The sequence below is a fragment of the Paraburkholderia humisilvae genome (assembly GCF_902859855.1).
GTDB classification, from domain to species: Bacteria; Pseudomonadota; Gammaproteobacteria; order Burkholderiales; family Burkholderiaceae; genus Paraburkholderia; species Paraburkholderia humisilvae.
In genome coordinates, this window is sequence record NZ_CADIKH010000018.1 from 116,458 (window position 1) to 134,123 (window position 17,666).

15 protein-coding genes are annotated in these 17,666 nt (G+C 60.3%); 4 read left to right on the top strand and 11 right to left on the bottom strand.

Features of this window, described 5'->3' with window-relative positions; genetic code table 11:
• Positions 1 to 484 precede the first annotated feature (484 nt).
• Positions 485 to 2,041 (top strand): methyl-accepting chemotaxis protein, encoded by a 1,557-nt coding sequence (locus HV796_RS45410; protein ID WP_175228281.1) that lies wholly within the window; start codon positions 485 to 487, stop codon positions 2,039 to 2,041.
• A gap of 138 nt (positions 2,042 to 2,179) precedes the next feature.
• On the opposite strand, the gene HV796_RS43405 is transcribed toward HV796_RS45410, so the two are convergent.
• Together HV796_RS43405 and HV796_RS43410 are read right to left on the bottom strand one after the other, a co-directional pair.
• Positions 2,180 to 2,395, bottom strand: coding sequence for a hypothetical protein (locus HV796_RS43405; RefSeq protein ID WP_217477946.1), 216 nt, complete (start codon positions 2,393 to 2,395; stop codon positions 2,180 to 2,182).
• 44 nt (positions 2,396 to 2,439) lie between these two features.
• Complete coding sequence (locus HV796_RS43410) at positions 2,440 to 2,697, bottom strand: hypothetical protein (RefSeq protein WP_217477947.1); 258 nt, start codon at positions 2,695 to 2,697, stop codon at positions 2,440 to 2,442.
• Positions 2,698 to 3,170: 473 nt separating this feature from the next.
• On the opposite strand from HV796_RS43410, the gene HV796_RS20265 reads away from it, so the two are divergent.
• Positions 3,171 to 3,758, top strand: coding sequence for a GNAT family N-acetyltransferase (locus HV796_RS20265; RefSeq protein ID WP_175228283.1), 588 nt, complete (start codon positions 3,171 to 3,173; stop codon positions 3,756 to 3,758).
• A gap of 199 nt (positions 3,759 to 3,957) precedes the next feature.
• Positions 3,958 to 4,674 (top strand): dihydrofolate reductase family protein, encoded by a 717-nt coding sequence (locus HV796_RS20270; RefSeq protein ID WP_175228331.1) that lies wholly within the window; start codon positions 3,958 to 3,960, stop codon positions 4,672 to 4,674.
• 51 nt (positions 4,675 to 4,725) lie between these two features.
• Here the strand turns inward: HV796_RS20270 and HV796_RS20275 are convergent, their stop codons facing one another.
• A complete protein-coding gene (locus HV796_RS20275) occupies positions 4,726 to 6,348 on the bottom strand; it encodes a GMC family oxidoreductase (RefSeq protein ID WP_246355952.1) in 1,623 nt (540 codons plus the stop codon).
• A gap of 476 nt (positions 6,349 to 6,824) precedes the next feature.
• Positions 6,825 to 7,052: a hypothetical protein gene (locus tag HV796_RS20280; RefSeq protein WP_175228284.1), complete on the bottom strand. Its 228-nt coding sequence runs from the start codon at positions 7,050 to 7,052 to the stop codon at positions 6,825 to 6,827.
• A gap of 294 nt (positions 7,053 to 7,346) precedes the next feature.
• On the opposite strand from HV796_RS20280, the gene HV796_RS20285 reads away from it, so the two are divergent.
• On the top strand, positions 7,347 to 9,800 hold the full coding sequence (locus tag HV796_RS20285) for a glycogen/starch/alpha-glucan phosphorylase (protein ID WP_175228285.1): 2,454 nt from the start codon (positions 7,347 to 7,349) through the stop codon (positions 9,798 to 9,800).
• A gap of 49 nt (positions 9,801 to 9,849) precedes the next feature.
• Here HV796_RS20285 and HV796_RS20290 read toward each other — a convergent pair whose 3' ends face one another.
• The 7 genes from HV796_RS20290 to HV796_RS20320 form a co-directional block, all read right to left on the bottom strand.
• Positions 9,850 to 10,920, bottom strand: a complete 1,071-nt coding sequence (locus HV796_RS20290; protein WP_175228286.1) for a hypothetical protein — start codon at positions 10,918 to 10,920, stop codon at positions 9,850 to 9,852.
• Positions 10,921 to 11,078: 158 nt separating this feature from the next.
• On the bottom strand, positions 11,079 to 11,417 hold the full coding sequence (locus tag HV796_RS20295) for a hypothetical protein (RefSeq protein ID WP_175228287.1): 339 nt from the start codon (positions 11,415 to 11,417) through the stop codon (positions 11,079 to 11,081).
• 162 nt (positions 11,418 to 11,579) lie between these two features.
• Positions 11,580 to 11,963 carry a DUF6232 family protein gene (locus tag HV796_RS20300; RefSeq protein WP_175228333.1) on the bottom strand — a complete coding sequence of 128 codons (384 nt, stop codon included), beginning with the start codon at positions 11,961 to 11,963 and terminating at the stop codon, positions 11,580 to 11,582.
• Between the two features lie 198 nt (positions 11,964 to 12,161).
• Positions 12,162 to 13,490 (bottom strand): Bd3614 family nucleic acid deaminase, encoded by a 1,329-nt coding sequence (locus tag HV796_RS20305; RefSeq protein ID WP_175228288.1) that lies wholly within the window; start codon positions 13,488 to 13,490, stop codon positions 12,162 to 12,164.
• A gap of 324 nt (positions 13,491 to 13,814) precedes the next feature.
• Positions 13,815 to 15,005, bottom strand: coding sequence for a porin (locus HV796_RS20310; protein WP_175228289.1), 1,191 nt, complete (start codon positions 15,003 to 15,005; stop codon positions 13,815 to 13,817).
• Positions 15,006 to 15,337: 332 nt separating this feature from the next.
• Positions 15,338 to 16,453 carry a succinylglutamate desuccinylase/aspartoacylase family protein gene (locus HV796_RS20315; protein ID WP_175228290.1) on the bottom strand — a complete coding sequence of 372 codons (1,116 nt, stop codon included), beginning with the start codon at positions 16,451 to 16,453 and terminating at the stop codon, positions 15,338 to 15,340.
• 205 nt (positions 16,454 to 16,658) lie between these two features.
• On the bottom strand, positions 16,659 to 17,441 hold the full coding sequence (locus HV796_RS20320) for an ABC transporter substrate-binding protein (RefSeq protein WP_175228291.1): 783 nt from the start codon (positions 17,439 to 17,441) through the stop codon (positions 16,659 to 16,661).
• Positions 17,442 to 17,666: the final 225 nt, after the last annotated feature.

Consider the following 17,666-nt stretch of genomic DNA (forward strand, 5'->3'; position numbering starts at 1 on the left):
CGCCTGCCGACCGCGCCGGATGCTTCGTGCGCGCGCATATCGGCCATGTGTCGCGTTCGGGCAAATGAGGTGACGGTTTGCTCGAAGCTTCGGTTGCCGCCCGCGGAGTCAGGTCGTCGACACGGTCCGAAACCTGCCGCTATCCGGGCAATACAACCGGAGCCGGTGCGCGGTTGGCCATCCTCGCGTCCCTGGTTGCGGCAAGTGTCCGAATATGTGGACAGCGTGCGCGAATCTGGAGTTCGCCAATACGCCGAGCTATGATCCGGCGTCCACGATGGGGAAGCTGGGCGTCGTAGGGTCGAACAGAGCCCGCGCGCCGGCGATCGTGCAACGACATCACAGGCGCGCACCGAGGCCACGCAACGCATGCCCGTCGCGTTGTCCTTCCGCCTGTGCGTGACGCAAGTGATAAAGAAAGTGCGACGAGTCGAGCAACTCGCGACGCCGCATCGTAGAACGATAAATTAAAAGGGGGGCTTGCATGCTACGGAACATCAGCATTCGAGCGAGCATTACGCTCGTGATCGCAGTGTTCTTCGTCATTCTGGCGGTGGCGAGCGCGGCCGGCGTCGGCGCGCTGAAGCAAAGCAACGATGCGCTGCGCGAGATGTATGAGAACGACACGACCGCCCTGATCAGTTTGAAGTCGAGCGACGAGCTGCTTCAGCATGCGCGCGTGTCTCTCGACAGTTACATGGCCTTGTACGGCGTGGGCGATCCTGAGCCGGAGCTGCTCGCCGCGGCACGTAGCGACCTGGGCGAGTCCGATCGCGCTTTCGACAATTACCTCGCGCTTCAACCGCAGAATGCCGAGTCCCTGGCGGCGGTGACCGAGCTGAAACAGAAACGCATGTCTTTTATCAAAGACGCGGTGCTGCCGTCGCTCGCTGCGTTAAACGAAATGAATTTCAGTGGCTTCAAGGATCTGCAGGGTAAAAACACACAAGCGCTGGCGAACGCCTATCAGACTGCAATGACTGCGCGCGCGAACGCGGTTATCGACACGCAGAAATCGCGTTATGCCGATGCGCAGGCGCGCTTCAGGTTCATGGTTGCGGCGCTCGCCGGCGTGTCGGCGCTCGCGCTCGTCATAAGTTTTCTCGCTCGTGCGATGCTCATCGGGGTCGTCGCACGTCCCGTCGCGCAGTTGATGACCCATCTGCGACGCATCGCTTCGGGCGATCTTCGCGCCGACGTCGTGATCGAGCGCCGCAACGAGATGGGGGCGCTGCTGGCTGATTTGAAGACCATGCAGGACGCGCTCGCTGACACGGTGCGAAGCGTGCGGGCGAGCACCGAATCGATCAACGGCGGCGCACAGGAAATCGCGACAGGCAGCGCCGATCTGTCGCGCCGCACCGAACAGCAGGCGGTCTCGCTCGAGCGTACGGCTGCGAGCATGGAGGAGTTGACTTCGACCGTGAAGCGCAATGCGGACAATGCGGATCAGGCGAACAGGCAGGCGTTGCGCGCATCCGAGACAGCGGCCCTGGGGGGGCAGGTAGTGAGCGACGTGGTGAGGACCATGCAGGGCATTTCAGCGCATTCGTCGAAGATCGCGGAAATCGTCGGCCTGATCGACAGCATCGCATTCCAGACCAACATCCTCGCGTTGAACGCCGCGGTCGAGGCCGCGCGAGCCGGCGAACTGGGGCGAGGCTTTGCCGTAGTCGCAAGCGAGGTCCGCAGTCTGGCTCAGCGCAGCGCCAGCGCGGCGAAGGAAATCAAACAGCTGATCGTTGACACGGTTGAAAAGATTGACGAGGGCTCGTCGCTGGCCGACCGGGCGGGCCACACGATGACCGACATTGTGTCTTCCGTGAAGACGGTCAGCGATTACATGACCGAGATCTTCGCGGCGGCTCAGGAGCAAAGCGCTGGCATCGAAGACATCAACCGCGCGGTGATGCAGATGGACTCGACCACGCAGCAGAACGCGGCGCTCGTCGAACAGGCGACCGCAGCGGCCCGTTCGCTCGAAGAACAGGCCGTGGTTCTGGGTAACGCGGTCGCGGTGTTTAAGCTGGAGTCGGCTTAGCGTGCCTGCCGGGAATAATGGATGCCGGTAGGAGGCGACCGCGGCCGAGAGCGGTGGTCTGGCCACGCTAAGCGGGGACATCGCAGGCATCGGCTAGCGCGACGAGTCCCGTTCGTCGAATACGCGCATGGCAATCGGTTACCACGCGTGGTGTGTCTCATTGGGCCACAATTCGCCGTGATCCAGGATCACTCTACCCTCGAAATCCGGGCTACCTCGCGGATTGTCGACGCGTAGCGAGGTGCTTGGGTCGCCGTCCAGTATCGAGTAGACATCGAACAGCAATTGGGCCCAAACCTGATAGTGGAATGTCCAGCCACTCGCGTCGCGCGAACCGACGGCGATACCCTTCACGTTTGCCGCCGGACGGTATGGACCGGACCCGAACTGATTGCGCTTTAGCGTGGCGAAGAGGTCCTCCGTGTGACCGGTATGATTTCGACTCGTGATGAGGATGTGCACGCCGTTCTTGTCCTGCACCATTCGATCACCAATGACGGTGTAGTGAAACCGAGGCGATCATATTCGTTTTGCAGCGTCACGCTGGCTGGATTGGGCGGAGCCAACATGTTCTGCGAAGCGGCCTCGACGAGCAGTGCATATTTCTCCAGCAGTTGCCCGGTATTGCCGAGCGCCAACGTTTCGTACTTGTTCAATGTGTCGCCTCCGTTCGCTTGCCCATGCCTACCGTCAGGAGTGGTCCGAGGAAACGGCTGGCGGGTGGACTTGACCACGCGACGTTAAATACATCCGATCGCGCGGACAATACCAGGAACCAGACCAGGTATCCCTTTGTGGCACGCGGCGAACGGATTTGCGCCGCGCAGCATGCATTGCCAGCCGGCTTGCCGCGAGGCATGAAGCAATACTTCACATGAGCGAACCTGACTCATCAAGTCAACAAAAAATGTCCTTTAGGGTCAATCGACTCGATAACCGGTGACAGAAAATAAAACTAACGCGCATAAGACTTGCGAATGGATTTGCCGTCCGATTGGCGCACTCGAACGTTTCGCTGCACTGACACGCTCCCTGGATAAAGAAGCGTTAAAGCACGATTGCTTTGACTAAGGAACACGACGTGAGGCGGCGATCGATATATTTCGATTTGAATACTAAGGGAAGCCTCATGGAACGGATGCAGAACCATGACCGCATGGACGCGGCGGGCCTCGACACCGCCGTCGCTACGCTTGTGCTTGCGTTCAACGAAGATCCGCTGATGCGCTGGGTGTTCGATAGTCCGGAGCAGTACCTGACATACGCGCCGCGCCTGATTCGCGTGATAGCCGGCAACGCGTTCGCTTCGGACAGCGCGCAACTGAGCAGCGACGGCCGCGCGGTCGCGTGCTGGACACCGCCGCGCACGCATCACGACGACGCATCGGTGCTCGCGATCGTAAGCGAGGCCTGCGCACCGCAGCGGCTCGCGGCGGTGATAGGCATGATCGAACAACTTGATGGCTACCGCCCGGCCGGCGACTTCTGGTATCTCTCGATGCTCGGTGTCGAGCCAGTATGCCGCGCCAAAGGGTATGGAGCGTCGCTGCTCGCACAACGCTTGTGCGAATGTGATGCGGCGCGGTTGCCCGCATCGCTGTGGTCGTCGAACGAGCGCAATTTGTCGTTCTATCAGCGGCAAGGCTTCGAAGTGCAGGCGCGATTGCAGAAGGCCGACGCTCCGCCGATCTTTCCTATGCTGCGTGCGCCGCGCTAACGGGTCTGCGATCGCACGCGAGCGATTCCTGATCCAGGAAAAGGCAAATGAAAGGTGACGGCCTAAAAGCTGCTAATCAGTTTTATCCGATTTTCAAATGAGCGATATCGATAGTCATATCGGCTTTGAGCGTCCGATCCTTCTTATCGCGACACGACTTATCAGATTGGCTTTTACATCCTCACCAGGAGCCTTATACATGAAGCCCCATATTGTCGTTCACATGATGTCTTCGCTTGACGGGCGCAGTTTGACGAATGGCTGGAACCTCGATTTCGCATTTGATCTGTATGAAAACACTGCTGCCACGTTTGAAGCCGATGGCTGGATCTGCGGACGTGTGACCATGCAAGAGATTTCGCAAGGTACCTGTGGAAGCGTGATCATGGAACGGAATTCGCCCGGCACGGACTATCCGAAAGGTCTCGCAAAACGTGCAATCCCTCGCACCGATCGATTCGTCGAGCGCAACGCGGATCAATACGCTATTTCCATCGATCCGAACGGACGAGTCGTGTGGAAGAGCAACACGGCGCTCAGATCGCACGTCATCGAAGTATTGACAGAACAGGTCGACGACGACTATCTGGCTTACCTCCAATCTATAGGCGTCTCGTACATGTTCGGTGGGAAGTCGGAGATCGATCTCGACAAGGTCGTGCAAACGCTTGCACGCGAACTGGGCGTGAAAAAGCTGATTGTGGAAGGCGGCTCGCTTGTGTGCGGCACGTTCATCAATGCGCGTCTCGTCGACGAAGTGAGTGTATTGATCCTGCCTCTGGTGGATGGCCGCAGGGATTATCCGTCATCGTTTGAAGTAGCGATGGAAAAGTGGCACGCACCTGCGTATCTCAAGCTTATGTCCATTGAAAAAGTGGAGCATGACGCGATCTGGCTGCGCTATAAGAACGGCTGAACAAGCCGACGCACGGCAATACATCGACAATTCGATTGCCGCCAGGTGTGACTAGAAGGTCGTTCTGCCGCGGATCAAGTCTGCCGCCTTTTCTGCGATGGCGATAACGGTCGCGTTGGTGTTACCTCGGACGATACTGGGCATGACCGAGGCATCGACAACCCGCAAGCGTTCGACGCCAAGCACGTTTAACTGCGCGTCCACCACCCGACCGATCGGGCACGAGCCCGCCGGGTGAAAGGAACACTGCGCATATCGCCGAACATAGGACAGGATTGCTTCCGTGCTATCTGATGCGGGAACCCGATGTGCGGCACGGCATACCGCGCGCAGCGCCGGTTGCGCCGCGATGTGCAGCGCAATCCTTATGCCCGCCACCATAGTGTCGCAATCCTCCGATGTGGTCAGGAAATTGTGCACGATGCGGGGCTTTTCGTCCGGGCGGGCGCTGCGCAGGCTAACCTTGCCTCGGCTCGTCGGCTTCAGCACGCACGGCCCAAACGAATAGCCGTTTAGCGGTGATACAGCGGGTTCGCCATCTCGAACGACGACCGGAACCATCATCAACTGCACATCCGGCGCGGCGAGCGCAGGGTCGGTGCGCACGAAACCACCACCCTCCCCCAGATTGGAGGTCAACGGGCCTCGTCCCTCGTCGCGATAGAGCGCAAGGTCGGCGGCTGAACCGGCGTGAATGGCCGAAGGTACGTCGCTAAGGTAAGCGAGGTTTGCCCGACAATGGTTCTGTAGATTCTCCCCGACAGGAAGATCGAGAACGGGACGGATACCGTGTGACTCCAGTTCGCTCGCGATGCCGATTCCGGACAGCATTAACAGTTGCGGCGAGTTGTACGCGCCACAACAAACAATCACTTCACGATCGGCGAATAGCGTTGTCGTATTTCCGTTCCGGGTCAGCTCGATGCCAAGCGCGGTGTGTTCCCGGAAAAGGATGTGCGTAACCAGCGACTCTGCGATCACGTGAAGATTGGGCCGGCCGCTAGCCGGGTGCAAGTATGCGGCCGCTGCGCTACAACGCCTTCCATCACGTTGATTCAGTTGAAACAGTCCGAAGCCGTCCTGCTCGTCACCGTTGAAATCATTGTTATGCGGGTAGCCGGCCTGAACGGCCGCTTCAACGAAGGACTCAACCAGCGGGTGATTCGAGCGGCCATTGGTGACGGACAGCGGGCCGTCGTTGCCATGCAAGGCGCTGCGGTGCTCGTCGTTGCCCTCGGATCTGCGGAAATACGGCAACAGCTCGGCATAGGACCATCCGGGTGCGCCCTCGTGGACCCAACCATCGAAATCGGTCCTGTTGCCGCGGATGTACACCATTCCATTGATCGACGAAGTGCCACCCAGCATTCTTCCGCATGCGAGGTTGATCTGTCGTCCATCGAGGCCTCGCTCTGACTCCGACAGATAGTTCCAGTCGACGGTGGTCCCGAGCAGCTTCGGAAAAGCGATCGGCATCTGCACTTCGTCGGCAGTATCGGCGCCGCCGGCCTCGACGAGCGCGACACGCACAAGCGGGTCTTCGGTCAGGCGCATGGCAAGGACGCAACCGGCGGAACCCGCCCCCACGACGATGTAATCGTAATTCAGTCGCACCAGGCTCTCCCAGATCGCAGTGCCGCGAAATCCACGCGCAGAAATCGACTTTCGATACACCAAACGTAGCAGCTGTTACGCGCGTAAAGATCGCCCGGCCGAGCCGGCGTTCCGTTCTCCGAAGCGTGACGGTCATTGATCAATCGATGGTGAGAGATTGCGGATGCGGTACATCACGCGGGCAATCCATGGCGTGCGAACTTACCCAAGACCCAGTCGGAATTGGGCTTGGGGGTGTCCGTTTCTGTCCAAATGGCGTGGTTACTGGCGCGCATGCGCGATGTTTCCAGGTAACCGCTGTGCGACCTGCGACGCGATGAATTCTTGCAATTTTCATTTGTTCTTGTATCGGATCCTTAAGGTTTTCGTCCTCTTTTGTTAAGTTTTTATCTTTATTGGGGAGATACAGGCCGTCGCGTGTCTGAAAATGGCTTCAACAATGGTCGACAAAAACGCAACTAACGGTCTGTTCCGCCACGCGCCCGCGAACGGGCGCCGCCCCTGCCTGAGCGGGCGCCGCGTAAGCCCAGCCTGCATCAACTGAGGGAGGCCAGCAGGATAGACAGCTTGCGAATATGCGACTTGAACGCGTCGGAGACTTCGCGATCGTGGCCAGAGCTCAAATGGGGCGTTTCGGCCAGCTCGACCTGCTGCTGGAATTCGTCGGCGACCTTGCGTCGGTCGTCAGGAGGCATCGCGCGGATCAGCGACACCATCAGCAGTTCCTGCGCATGAATGATTCCGAGCATCGCTTGCGCGTTCATGTCGACCTCCGTCCAGCGCTGTCGCCGATATGCCTTCTTTCGATTCCATACTAGTGCAACTCGGGTGACAGTTTGCACCGTATCCGTGCGCGGGCCGCGGGTCCACTCCTGCCCGCTGGCGAGCGCAAGGCCGGCGTCGGCGCGGCATGTTCATTGCGTCGCAGTGCCCTCGCGGATGACGCGACACGGCAAAATGTCCTAATCTGCTTATTTATCCACCAGACCGGCTCGCGCCGCTTGCGCCTTACCGTTTGCGTTCCAGGTGCGTGCCGCGTCGCTTTACCGGAGGCTTCGATGACAGCGGTGGATCTGGAATTCGACCAGCTCAACAGTACCGTCGACGCGCTGCGGCGCTCGATCTCGAATCGCATGATGTACGGCGTCGGCAAGGATGCCGTCACCGCGCGTCCGCAAGACTGGCTGCATGCCGCCGCGCTTGCGGTGCGCGACCGGCTGGTCGCGCGCTGGATGAAGACGACACGCCTGCAATACGAGCAGGACGTGAAGCGCGTCTATTACCTGTCGATGGAATTTCTGATCGGGCGCACGTTCACGAACGCGCTGCTCGCGCTCGGCATCTACGATCAGATGAAGGAGGCGCTGGCGGGTCTCGGCGTCGATATGGAAGCGCTGACCGATCTCGAACCCGATGCGGCGCTCGGCAATGGCGGTCTCGGCCGTCTTGCCGCGTGCTTTCTCGATTCGATGGCCACGCTCGGCATTCCGGGGTTCGGCTACGGCATCCGCTACGAATACGGAATGTTCCGGCAGCAGATCGTCAATGGTGAGCAGGTCGAAGCACCGGATTACTGGCTGCGCGCGGGCAATCCGTGGGAGTTTCCGCGTCCTGAAGTGCAATACATCGTGCACTTCGGCGGCCGTACCGTGCAGCGCAACGATCATATTGAATGGATCGAAACGCAGCACGTGAATGCAATGGCGTACGACACGGTGATTCCCGGCTACGCGACGAGCGCGACCAATACGCTGCGCCTATGGTCTGCGCGCGCCACCGAAGAGCTCGATCTGTCCGCGTTCAATCAGGGCGACTACCGGCGCGCGGTGGATGCGAAGAATATGTCGGAGAACGTCTCGCGTCTGCTGTATCCGGACGACTCGACGTCGGCCGGACGCGAGTTACGGCTGCGCCAGGAGTATTTCTTCGTGTCGGCGACGATGCAGGACCTGATTCGCCGCTATCTGCGCACGCACAGCACGTTTGGCCGCTTCACGGAGAAAGTGGCCGTGCATCTGAACGATACGCACCCGGTGCTGGCGATTCCCGAACTGTTGCGCCTGCTCGTCGACGTGCATCGTGTGCCGTGGGACAAAGCGTGGAAAGATGTGCAGCAGGTGTTCTCATACACGAATCACACGCTGATGCCCGAAGCGCTCGAAACGTGGGACGTCGAGACGCTCGCGCGCCTGCTGCCGCGTCACATCGAGATCATCTTCGAGATCAACGCGGAGTTTCTAAAGCGCGTCAGCGAACATTCGGGGCATGACGTCGACATGATTCGCCGCATTTCGCTGGTCGACGAATATGGGCAGCGGCGTGTGCGCATGGCGCATCTGGCGATCGTCGCGAGCCAGAAGGTGAATGGCGTGTCGAAGTTGCATTCGCAACTGATGACCCGCGATATCTTCGCCGACTTCGCGAGGATGTTCCCCGAGCGCTTCACTAACGTGACGAACGGCGTGACGCCGCGGCGCTGGCTTGCGCAGTCGAGTCCGTCGATGTCATCGCTGATCGACCGGCAGATCGGCGCGCATTGGCGCCGCGATCTGTTCGAGCTGGCGAAGCTGCGCGATCTGAAACACGATGCAGCGTTCGTCGACGCGTTCCGCGAGGCGAAACGGCAAAACAAGCTGCGCCTCGTGCAGCACCTGTCGCAGCATACGAAGATAGCGTTCGATCCGAACGCGCTGTTCGATCTGCAGGTCAAGCGCATTCATGAATACAAGCGGCAGTTGCTGAATGTGCTGCATGTGATCGTCCGCTATAACCGGATTCTCGCGGACCCGAAGCGCGATTGGGTGCCGCGCGTCGTGATGTTCGCCGGCAAGGCCGCATCCGCGTACCGGATGGCGAAGACGATCATCAAGCTGATCGGCGACGTCAGTGACAAGGTGAACAACGACCCGGTGATCGGCGATCGGCTGAAGGTCGTGTTCGTGCCGAACTATGGCGTAAGCGTTGCGGAGCTGATCATTCCCGCCGCCGATCTGTCCGAGCAGATTTCGATGGCGGGCACGGAGGCATCGGGCACCGGCAACATGAAGCTTGCGTTGAACGGCGCGCTGACGATTGGCACGCTCGACGGCGCGAACATCGAGATCTGCGACGCAGTGGGCCGTGAGAATATCTTTATCTTCGGCCATACCGCTGATGAGGTGGATGACCTGCGCGCGACAGGCTATAGGCCGCGTCAGGTGTACGAGGGGGACGCCGAGCTGCGTCTGGCGCTCGACCAGATTCGCACCGGGTTTTTCTCGCCGGACGATCCGCTGCGCTTCTCGGATATCTTCCACACGCTCGTCGATTGGGGCGATCACTATATGGTGCTGGCCGATTTTGCCGCGTTCGCGACAGCACAGGATGAGGTCGACCGGCGTTTCGTCGATGCACGCGGCTGGGCGGCAAGCGCAATCGAAAACGTGGCTGGTATGGGGCAGTTTTCATCGGATCGCACCATCGCCGAGTACGCGCGCGACATCTGGCAAGTGAAGCCGCTCGAGCTGGAATAAGACGGCGCAAGTCGCGCAGGGGCGGCGCAGCGGCGTGCGCCGCGCCCCATTACCCGTCAATCGTTTCGATATCGCGCGCGGCGCGCACGCCGAGCTGCGCGTTCGTAAAGTCGAACAGTAAATCGATGTTCTGCAGCGCCATCAGGCCAATCACAATTCGGTTCCCACCGGCATGGGTCTTCGCAATCGTCACCTGAGCGCCGTCGAAACGATGCCCCCATGCGCCGATGCCGAGCGCGAGATTGTAGTTGCCCTGTTTGAGCACCTTGTTTTCGGCGTCGTCGTCGAGCCAGTCCGGCGCCTTGTCGGTCTCGATACGGACCATGCCGGTGCCACCCGTTGCGAACACAACGGGTGCGCAAAAGCGCATCTTGTCGGCGACTTGCACGCAACCCATCGGCCATTGCAGCGCACCGTCCTGAGCTACTCGCAATGGCAGCAGTGTGAAACCGGCGGCTACCGCGTTTGACGGACTCAGCACGAGGTACGGCCGTGCCAGATCCGGATGCACAAGATAACGCTGACCAATACGCGCGGGCAATGCGCGCAGCGGTTGCGTGCAGCACGTGTCGTCCGGCGCATCCGCGGCGGCGCCGAGAATGCCGGAAAATGCCCAGCCGAACTCACCAGTGTAGCCATCCGTTGCCACGCAACGTTTCGCGCCGGGCAAACAGCGCACATCGTCAACCGATTGCGCGGCGATATCGACGGGTTTCGTACCGGCCACGCTGAACGGCACCGTGACCACCGGCCCGGAAGCTTGCGCACCGGTCGGGAAGGACAGCGAAGTGCGAACGCCGGCAGCGGGGTAGGTCGTACGCGGCAGCACGGACGACAGCACACGCACGCCGCGTGTGCCGGTATCGAACATCAGATAAACGGGTTTGCCGTCGATTTGTGCGGGTAATCCGAGCCGCGCGTGGCCAAGGTCGCTGCGTTCCACATGCAGCGGGACCAGCAGGCCGTCGCGGCCGTTGTTGATCAGACCCGCGGTGGGGGCGGGCGGCGTCGGCGTGGTGATTGACGTGCCGCAGCCGGAGAACACTGCCGCCGACAGCATGGCGACAATTCGTGCGCTCGCGCGCGCCGCCGTGCGACGCGGCGAAGAATACGTACCCATGGGACACACCTTGCGGTTACGCGTGTCCCTATGACGGCTGCCTCGACGCATGCGCACTGCGCGCGCGGCGTTTGCGTTGTCCGCATCAGGGAACGCGGGATGACAAAACCGCAAACTCTACGCGCGCGCCGCGGCGCATCTGCAAAAATTTGTGACGACTAGGCGTCCTGGCGACGTTTGATGTCCGTCGATCTGACACGGCCGATGGTGGCACGCTCCAAGGCGCCGGTAAGCGCGCCGATCACTTCGTCGATGGTGCGCGACATCACTTCGACGCGGAACGTGATGCGTTCATGACGCTTGTCGATGGTCATCACGTAGAGGCGCAGATCGGTGCCCAGTGCGGTGTGCAACGCGCGCCGGCCGACGGCGGAGGAGGTGCCGGACAACGTGATGTCGATCGTGACAAAGGAGGTGGACGGTTGAGGGGCGGGGGCCGGCGTACGAAACACGCGCGACGCGGGCCGTTCAAGGGTGGAGACAGGTTCGTGCATCATCTAGGTGCCGACGCGAGCGGGGACGGCACGGCTGTTGAGACCTGTCCACTGTAGCCCCGCGGGTCTTAAACGAGTGCAAAAGCGCGGCGGCGGAAGGTTAATTTTGTGTTAACGACTTTTACACCTTATTTGCGCCGGATTTGCCCGGTGTTGCCCGTGTGATCAGGCCACTGGCGAGGTGGGCAGTGCGTCGCGAACGGTTTGCGCGACGCGTTCGACGAACTCGAGATCGACGCTCGACAGCGCTTCCCGCTGACTGCCGCCCGACTCGACGATCAACCGGTGTGTCACGTCCTGGCTGGCCCACGTAATCCAGCCGACCACGATCAGCATCACGCCGCACACAATGCCAACCGGCGAACCGAACAGCCCGCCGACGATCGCGCCCACCACACCGATCACCGAAATAGCGATGGGCAGCCACCTGTTCTTGCGGACCGTCACGACGCGCACGCCGCCGATTTCCCGCAGCGGAAAGACCTGACCGGCTGCAGACAACGCGTTGCGCGTGACCGATACACCGCGCTCATTGAAGGGGATGTCCATGGGGTGGAAGAAAGAGAGAAGCATTGGCCGGGCGCGCGTAGGGGATTTCGGCGTGCCCACGGTGTGCGTGGCGCGTCGTACCGCTGGACACCTGTGTCAAATCCCGTAATGCGGAATTTTATGCCTAAATTGCCACGCGGCAGGGATGGCGTTGAGGAATCCGAGGATGATCGTAGCCAGCGGCCTGGTTTAGAGGTTCTATTGCGAGATAGAAGCCAGGAATGCCGCGTTGAGCTTTTCGATCTCGGTCACCATCCGCTGGACCTCTTCCATCTGCTGATCGTCAAACTGGAACGCGAAAAGCTTCAGAAACTCCACCACATGCAGGAGCACGACAATCACATTCAGATGTACGGAATCGAATTCGGCGGCCTTCGCATAGCGGAAATACTTGTCCAGTTTCCGTATGAGTGATTGATACACAGGTTTGAATTCCCTAGGTGCTTCGGTGTCCAAAGTTTGCACGATATTGCCGCGCACGGTTCTGTCCAGATACGCATGCAGATTCTGACGCAGGTACGGGCCGACCTTGTTTTTCTGCCTTTCGAAAGTAATAGGTTCCTTGTATTCGACATCTTGGTAGGTGCGCACAGGCTTTTCCGTGCCAGATCCCAGTTCCATCTGAATGCTGGAATGGTTATTGTCGAGTGCCGTATTGCGGGCATGCGTGCCATTGTCCTGATGCCCGTAATAGACCAATAACGAGTTTTGCGTCGTGTCGGCAATCCATCCGGCACAGAGCAGGCACGGTTTGAGGGTGGTGTAGATCCGGCATCCGTCCGGAAGTTGTGACTGTCCGTGAAACTGCAGGTAGCGTTCTATCGCAGTGCGTTCCGCATGGGCGAGGCTGTTTGTATTGCGCGAGTCATTCGTTCCCCAACTGATGATCTGCCCGTTAGAGCCAACAATGATTGCAGCAATCTTGTACCCCTTTTCCTTGTCGATTTGCGTAGCCAGGGTGAATGCCGCGGCCATGTAAATTCGGTGCACCGCATGCGTACCGTCAACTGGCGACACCTGGGCCAGATCGACCGGCTGTCGAATCGTTGGGATATTCGCCAGAGAAACATCGAGTCGGGGCTGGTTTCCGGCTGCGAACTTCCTGAACTGGAATCGCTTGGTCGACAGTTCGGCCGCACCTACGGGGTTCTGCTGCGCCGAGTCGATGAAGTAGTAGCAGACTTCGGGAGACTGACCGGATGTGGCTTTCATGAAGGCGAGCGCACCCTTCCAGGGTTGCTGTTCCGCGTAGTTTTTGCGAACCGTACCGTACTGGCAGATTGCGACCGAAGCGAGGGTCCCTGGCTTGTTTTTAAACGTCGTCCGCGCCGCGAACTCGATCAGCATAAGAAGCGTCCTGCCATGATGCTGTGACGCGTCCTGAATCCAGAACACCTCGCTTCTGTCGTGCAATGGGCTGGTCGGCGATACGACGCAGAACAGGACGGGAGTCTGTGGCGGGATACCGCATGCGCGCTGCAGCGCCCCGATGATGCAGTGCCTGTCGCGTTCTGCAATCTCGTTCATAACGTGGTCCCGCAGGCTGTCGAAGCGCTCGCAAGCGTTCCATTTAAGAAGCAACCTGATCGAGATGCAATACCTGGAATCTGGTAGGCGGGAGAAGCGCGCAGCGCATCTACGGTGTCGTTCCATTCCGATCACGACGACGCGAAACCGGAGCTGCAGTCGGGCGTTCGGCGTCGGCGCATGTTGCGAACGCAACCATATGGCGATGACAGACTCGCGCCTGGCTAGACCTGCAAATAAAAAAACGCCCCGAAGGGCGTCTTTGCGTGCTTCCACCAAGGCTGGCCGTACGCGTTGCGCGCAAGGCCCAGTCGCGATGGCGATTTAGAACTTGTGACGCATGCCGATGCGGAATGCCAGCTGATTCTGCGCGTTGCTGCCCGAGTTGCCGAAGAACGAGTTGCTGTCGCCGATCGACGCTTGCAGGTTCGACTTGCCGACGGTGCCGCTCGCGTCCTGGAAGGCGGTCAGGAAGTAAACGTCGGTACGCTTGCTAAGCGCGTAGTCGACGGCTGCGTTGACCTGGTTCCAGTGGCCGCTCGCCGGCGAGCCGCTGAGGCGCGAGTACGTGTACGCGAGTTGCAGCGACAGCGCTTGCGTGAGTGCGTACTTGCCGCCCACGTCAACCGCGGTGTAGGCCGACGAGGCCAGGCTGATCGGCGAGAACAGCGTGTTCGTGTACAACGCCCAGACCGAAGCCGGCCCGAACGTATAGCGGCCGCCGACACCGAACGTGCGCAGATCGCGGAGCACGCCCGGCAGACCCGTCGGGCCCGCACCCGTGCCCGGGTTGAAGTTCGCGAGGTTCGTCGAGAACGCCGGCGTCGACAGAGCCGGGAACTTGATGTCCGTGTAGGCGGCACCGATACCGAACGGGCCGTACGCGTAGTTCGCGCCGAAGCTGTACGTACGTGACGAGCCGGTCGCCGGATTAGCCGTCGTACCGGTCGTCGGTGCGCCGCCGAATGCGCCAGCCTGGTTCGAGAAGCCGTACAACGCACCGAAGGTCAGGCCGTAGAAGTTCGCGCTGCTGAACTTCACCGAGTTGTTGATACGGCTCGACGTCAACTGGTCGACGTCGTTGAAGTGGTAAGCGTAGTTGCCGACGACCGTGTTGCCGCCGTTCGAGTACGCGCCGCCGAGCACGTCGGTCGACAGCGAGTATTGACGGCCGAACGTGACCGAACCGATACCGTCCTTCGACAGGCCGACGAACGCTTGACGGCCGAACAGTGCGCCACCCTGGCTAGCCGTGCCGTTGCCGCTGTTGAAGCCGCCTTCGAGCACGAAGATCGCCTTCAGGCCGCTACCGAGGTCTTCCGTACCGCGCATGCCCCAACGGCTGCCTTGCGCGACGCCGTCGTCATACTTGAAAAGCTTCTGCGAATTGGTACCGCTGTGGTTCACATAGCTGATACCTGCGTCGATGATTCCGTACAGCGTGACGCTACTTTGCGCGTGGGCGGCGCCAGCAAAAGTTGCGAGGAGCGCCGTGGTCAGTACTTTCTTGTTCAAATGCATTCTCCGATTTAGAAAAGGATGCCAGCGACAGTTGCCATGCTCTTACGGCCGGTCTTTCGTCGCCCGCAAATTTAGCGGGAATGCATGTAACTGAATATGACAATTGCGTAATTTGTGGACAATGTAGTGCAAAAGCTACATTTTTTAGAGAGGATTGCGGAAATTTTTGCCCGTTTTTTATAGTTACGCCTACAGATTACTTATAGATGTATGTAATGTGAAAGAATTATGACCGACCCTCGGAAGGAAGCGCTGAAAGCAAATCGCCCGCTTAAAGCGGGCGATTTCTTCGGGTCAGCGCACCGCCGTCAGCGGCGGCTCAAGGTTCAGGCGGACAGCAGCGACCCCGTGCGGAACGCCTTCGCGCCGGCCACGCGCGCGACTTCCATGCCGGCGGTCGCAAAGCGCGACACATGCCGCGCGTAAAGCACGCCGGACACCGTGCATTTCAGCGTCACGACGCGATCGGTCAGCGGATCGACGATGTCGGCGATCTCCGTGCCCGCGTTGACCCACTTTCCGACTTCCGCGCGGAACACCACCACGCCGCTCGCCGGTGTTCTGATCGGCTCGGTGCCCGCAAGCGGCGTCGCCGCGAATTCGAGCGGCGGCATCGGTGCGGCCGTGCCCTCGATTACGCCGCGGTGCGTCAGGTATTCGACGATCCCTTGCGCGTCTTTCTCCGCGAACTCATATGACACGTCGCGCTGGCTGCGCAGTTCGACGGTGACTGAGATCGAGCCGTTCGGAATCGGAAAGCGGTCGCCAAAGCGCGTGCGCAGATCGGACCAGCAGAAGCTGTGAATTTCGTCGAACGGGTTGCCGACCGAGTCGAGCGCGAGCAGCGATGCCTTCGCATCGAGGTAGCGCGACAGCGGCTCGACATCCGGCCACAGGTCCGGGTTCGTGTACAGGTGCAGCGCGGCTTCCCAATCGCAATGCAGATCGAGCACGATGTCCGCGTCGTACGACATCAGTTGCAGCGCGAGGCGGTGCGATTCGAGTTCGGTGCGCGGCCGTTGCGCTTCGAGCGCTTCGCGCATCGCCGCACGGATCGCCGAGCGGTTGCGCGCGACGTCATCGGTGAGCCGCTTTTCGATGATCGGCTCGACGAGCGCGGCGAGGTTATGGAAGTTGCGGTTGAAATTCTGTGCGGTGTTCGTGTCGAAGCGGCCTGCCAGCAGCCCGAGCAGATGCTGGTTCAGGCCGATCGGATTGGCGACCGGTACCACGATAATCTCGCCGCGCAACTTGCCGGCGGCTTCAAGTGCTTCGAGCTTGCGGCGCAAGGCCCAGCAGACGAGCATGCCAGGCAGTTCGTCGGCATGCAGCGACGACTGGATATAAACCTTCTGTCCGCCGCCGGGGCCGTAGTGGAAGCTCGTCAGACTGCGGGCGGTACCCAGCGACGGGGAAATCAGCGGATGAGTTTGGGTGTGCATGATTCAGGGGCGGCAAAGCGTCAAGCCGCGCTATGTGGTTGATTGCAGGGTAAGAACCGTAGCGCGCACAACGAAACGCGAGAGGGGCGGGCGAGTTCCAACTGCACGATCTTATCCGATCCGACGCGCCAAACAAAAACGGGCTCCGCGAGGAGCCCGTCCTTTCACACCAGCCGGCGCGGCCCAGCCGCGCCGCCGGCGCCGATCAGCTGCCGTACACGTCGAAGTCGAAGTACTTCTTCTCGAGCTTCTTGTAGGTGCCGTCCTTGATAATCTCGGCGATCGCCTTGTCGACCTTCACCTTCAGATCGGCGTCTTCCTTGCGCATGCCGATGCCGGCGCCTTCGCCGAGGATCTTCTTGTCTTCGAGATCCTTGCCGACGAACTGGAAGCCCGCGCCGCGCGGCGTCTTCAGGAAGCCGATGTCCGCTTGCACGGCGTCTTGCAGCGCTGCGTCGAGGCGGCCCGAGATCAGGTCGGCGTAGACCTGGTCCTGGTTCTGGTAAGCCACCACCTTCGCGCCCTTCGGTTCCCAGTAGGTCTTCGCGTAGGTTTCCTGGATCGTGCCCTGCTCGACGCCGACCGACTTGCCAGCGAGCGAATCGGGAGTCGGCAGGATGTTCGAGCCTTTCTTCGCAACCAGACGCGTCGGTGTATTGAACAGCTTCGACGAGAAGGCGATCTGCTCAGCGCGTTGCGGTGTCATCGACATCGACGACAGCACGCCGTCGAACTTCTTCGCCTTTAGCGCGGGGATCATGCCGTCGAAGTCGTTCTCCACCCACACGCATTTCGCGTTCAGGCGCTTGCAGATTTCGTTGCCGAGGTCGATGTCGAAGCCGACCAGCTTGCCGTCGGAGCCTTTCGATTCAAACGGAGGATAGCTGGCGTCGACGCCGAAACGGACCGTCGTCCAGTCTTTGGCGTGTGCGCCGATCGAAACGGTGGCAAGCAGGGCAACCGTCAAGGCCGCGAGCAGTTTTTTCACTGAAATACTCCCGAGTGGTTCTAAATGGTCGCGCACGCGGATTGTGCTGTGCGACATCACCCGCCGCGGATGACGGCTGGGCTTGGTGGTTTTGGCCGCTGACGGGCCGCCAGCAGCGCGCGCCAAGCTTACCAGTCCAAAAATATTAGGGACCTGGTAAAACCCCCGATGGCGCGGCAAAGCAAGCACTGACGCGCATTTGCGGGGAAATGGGGGGTGAAAGGA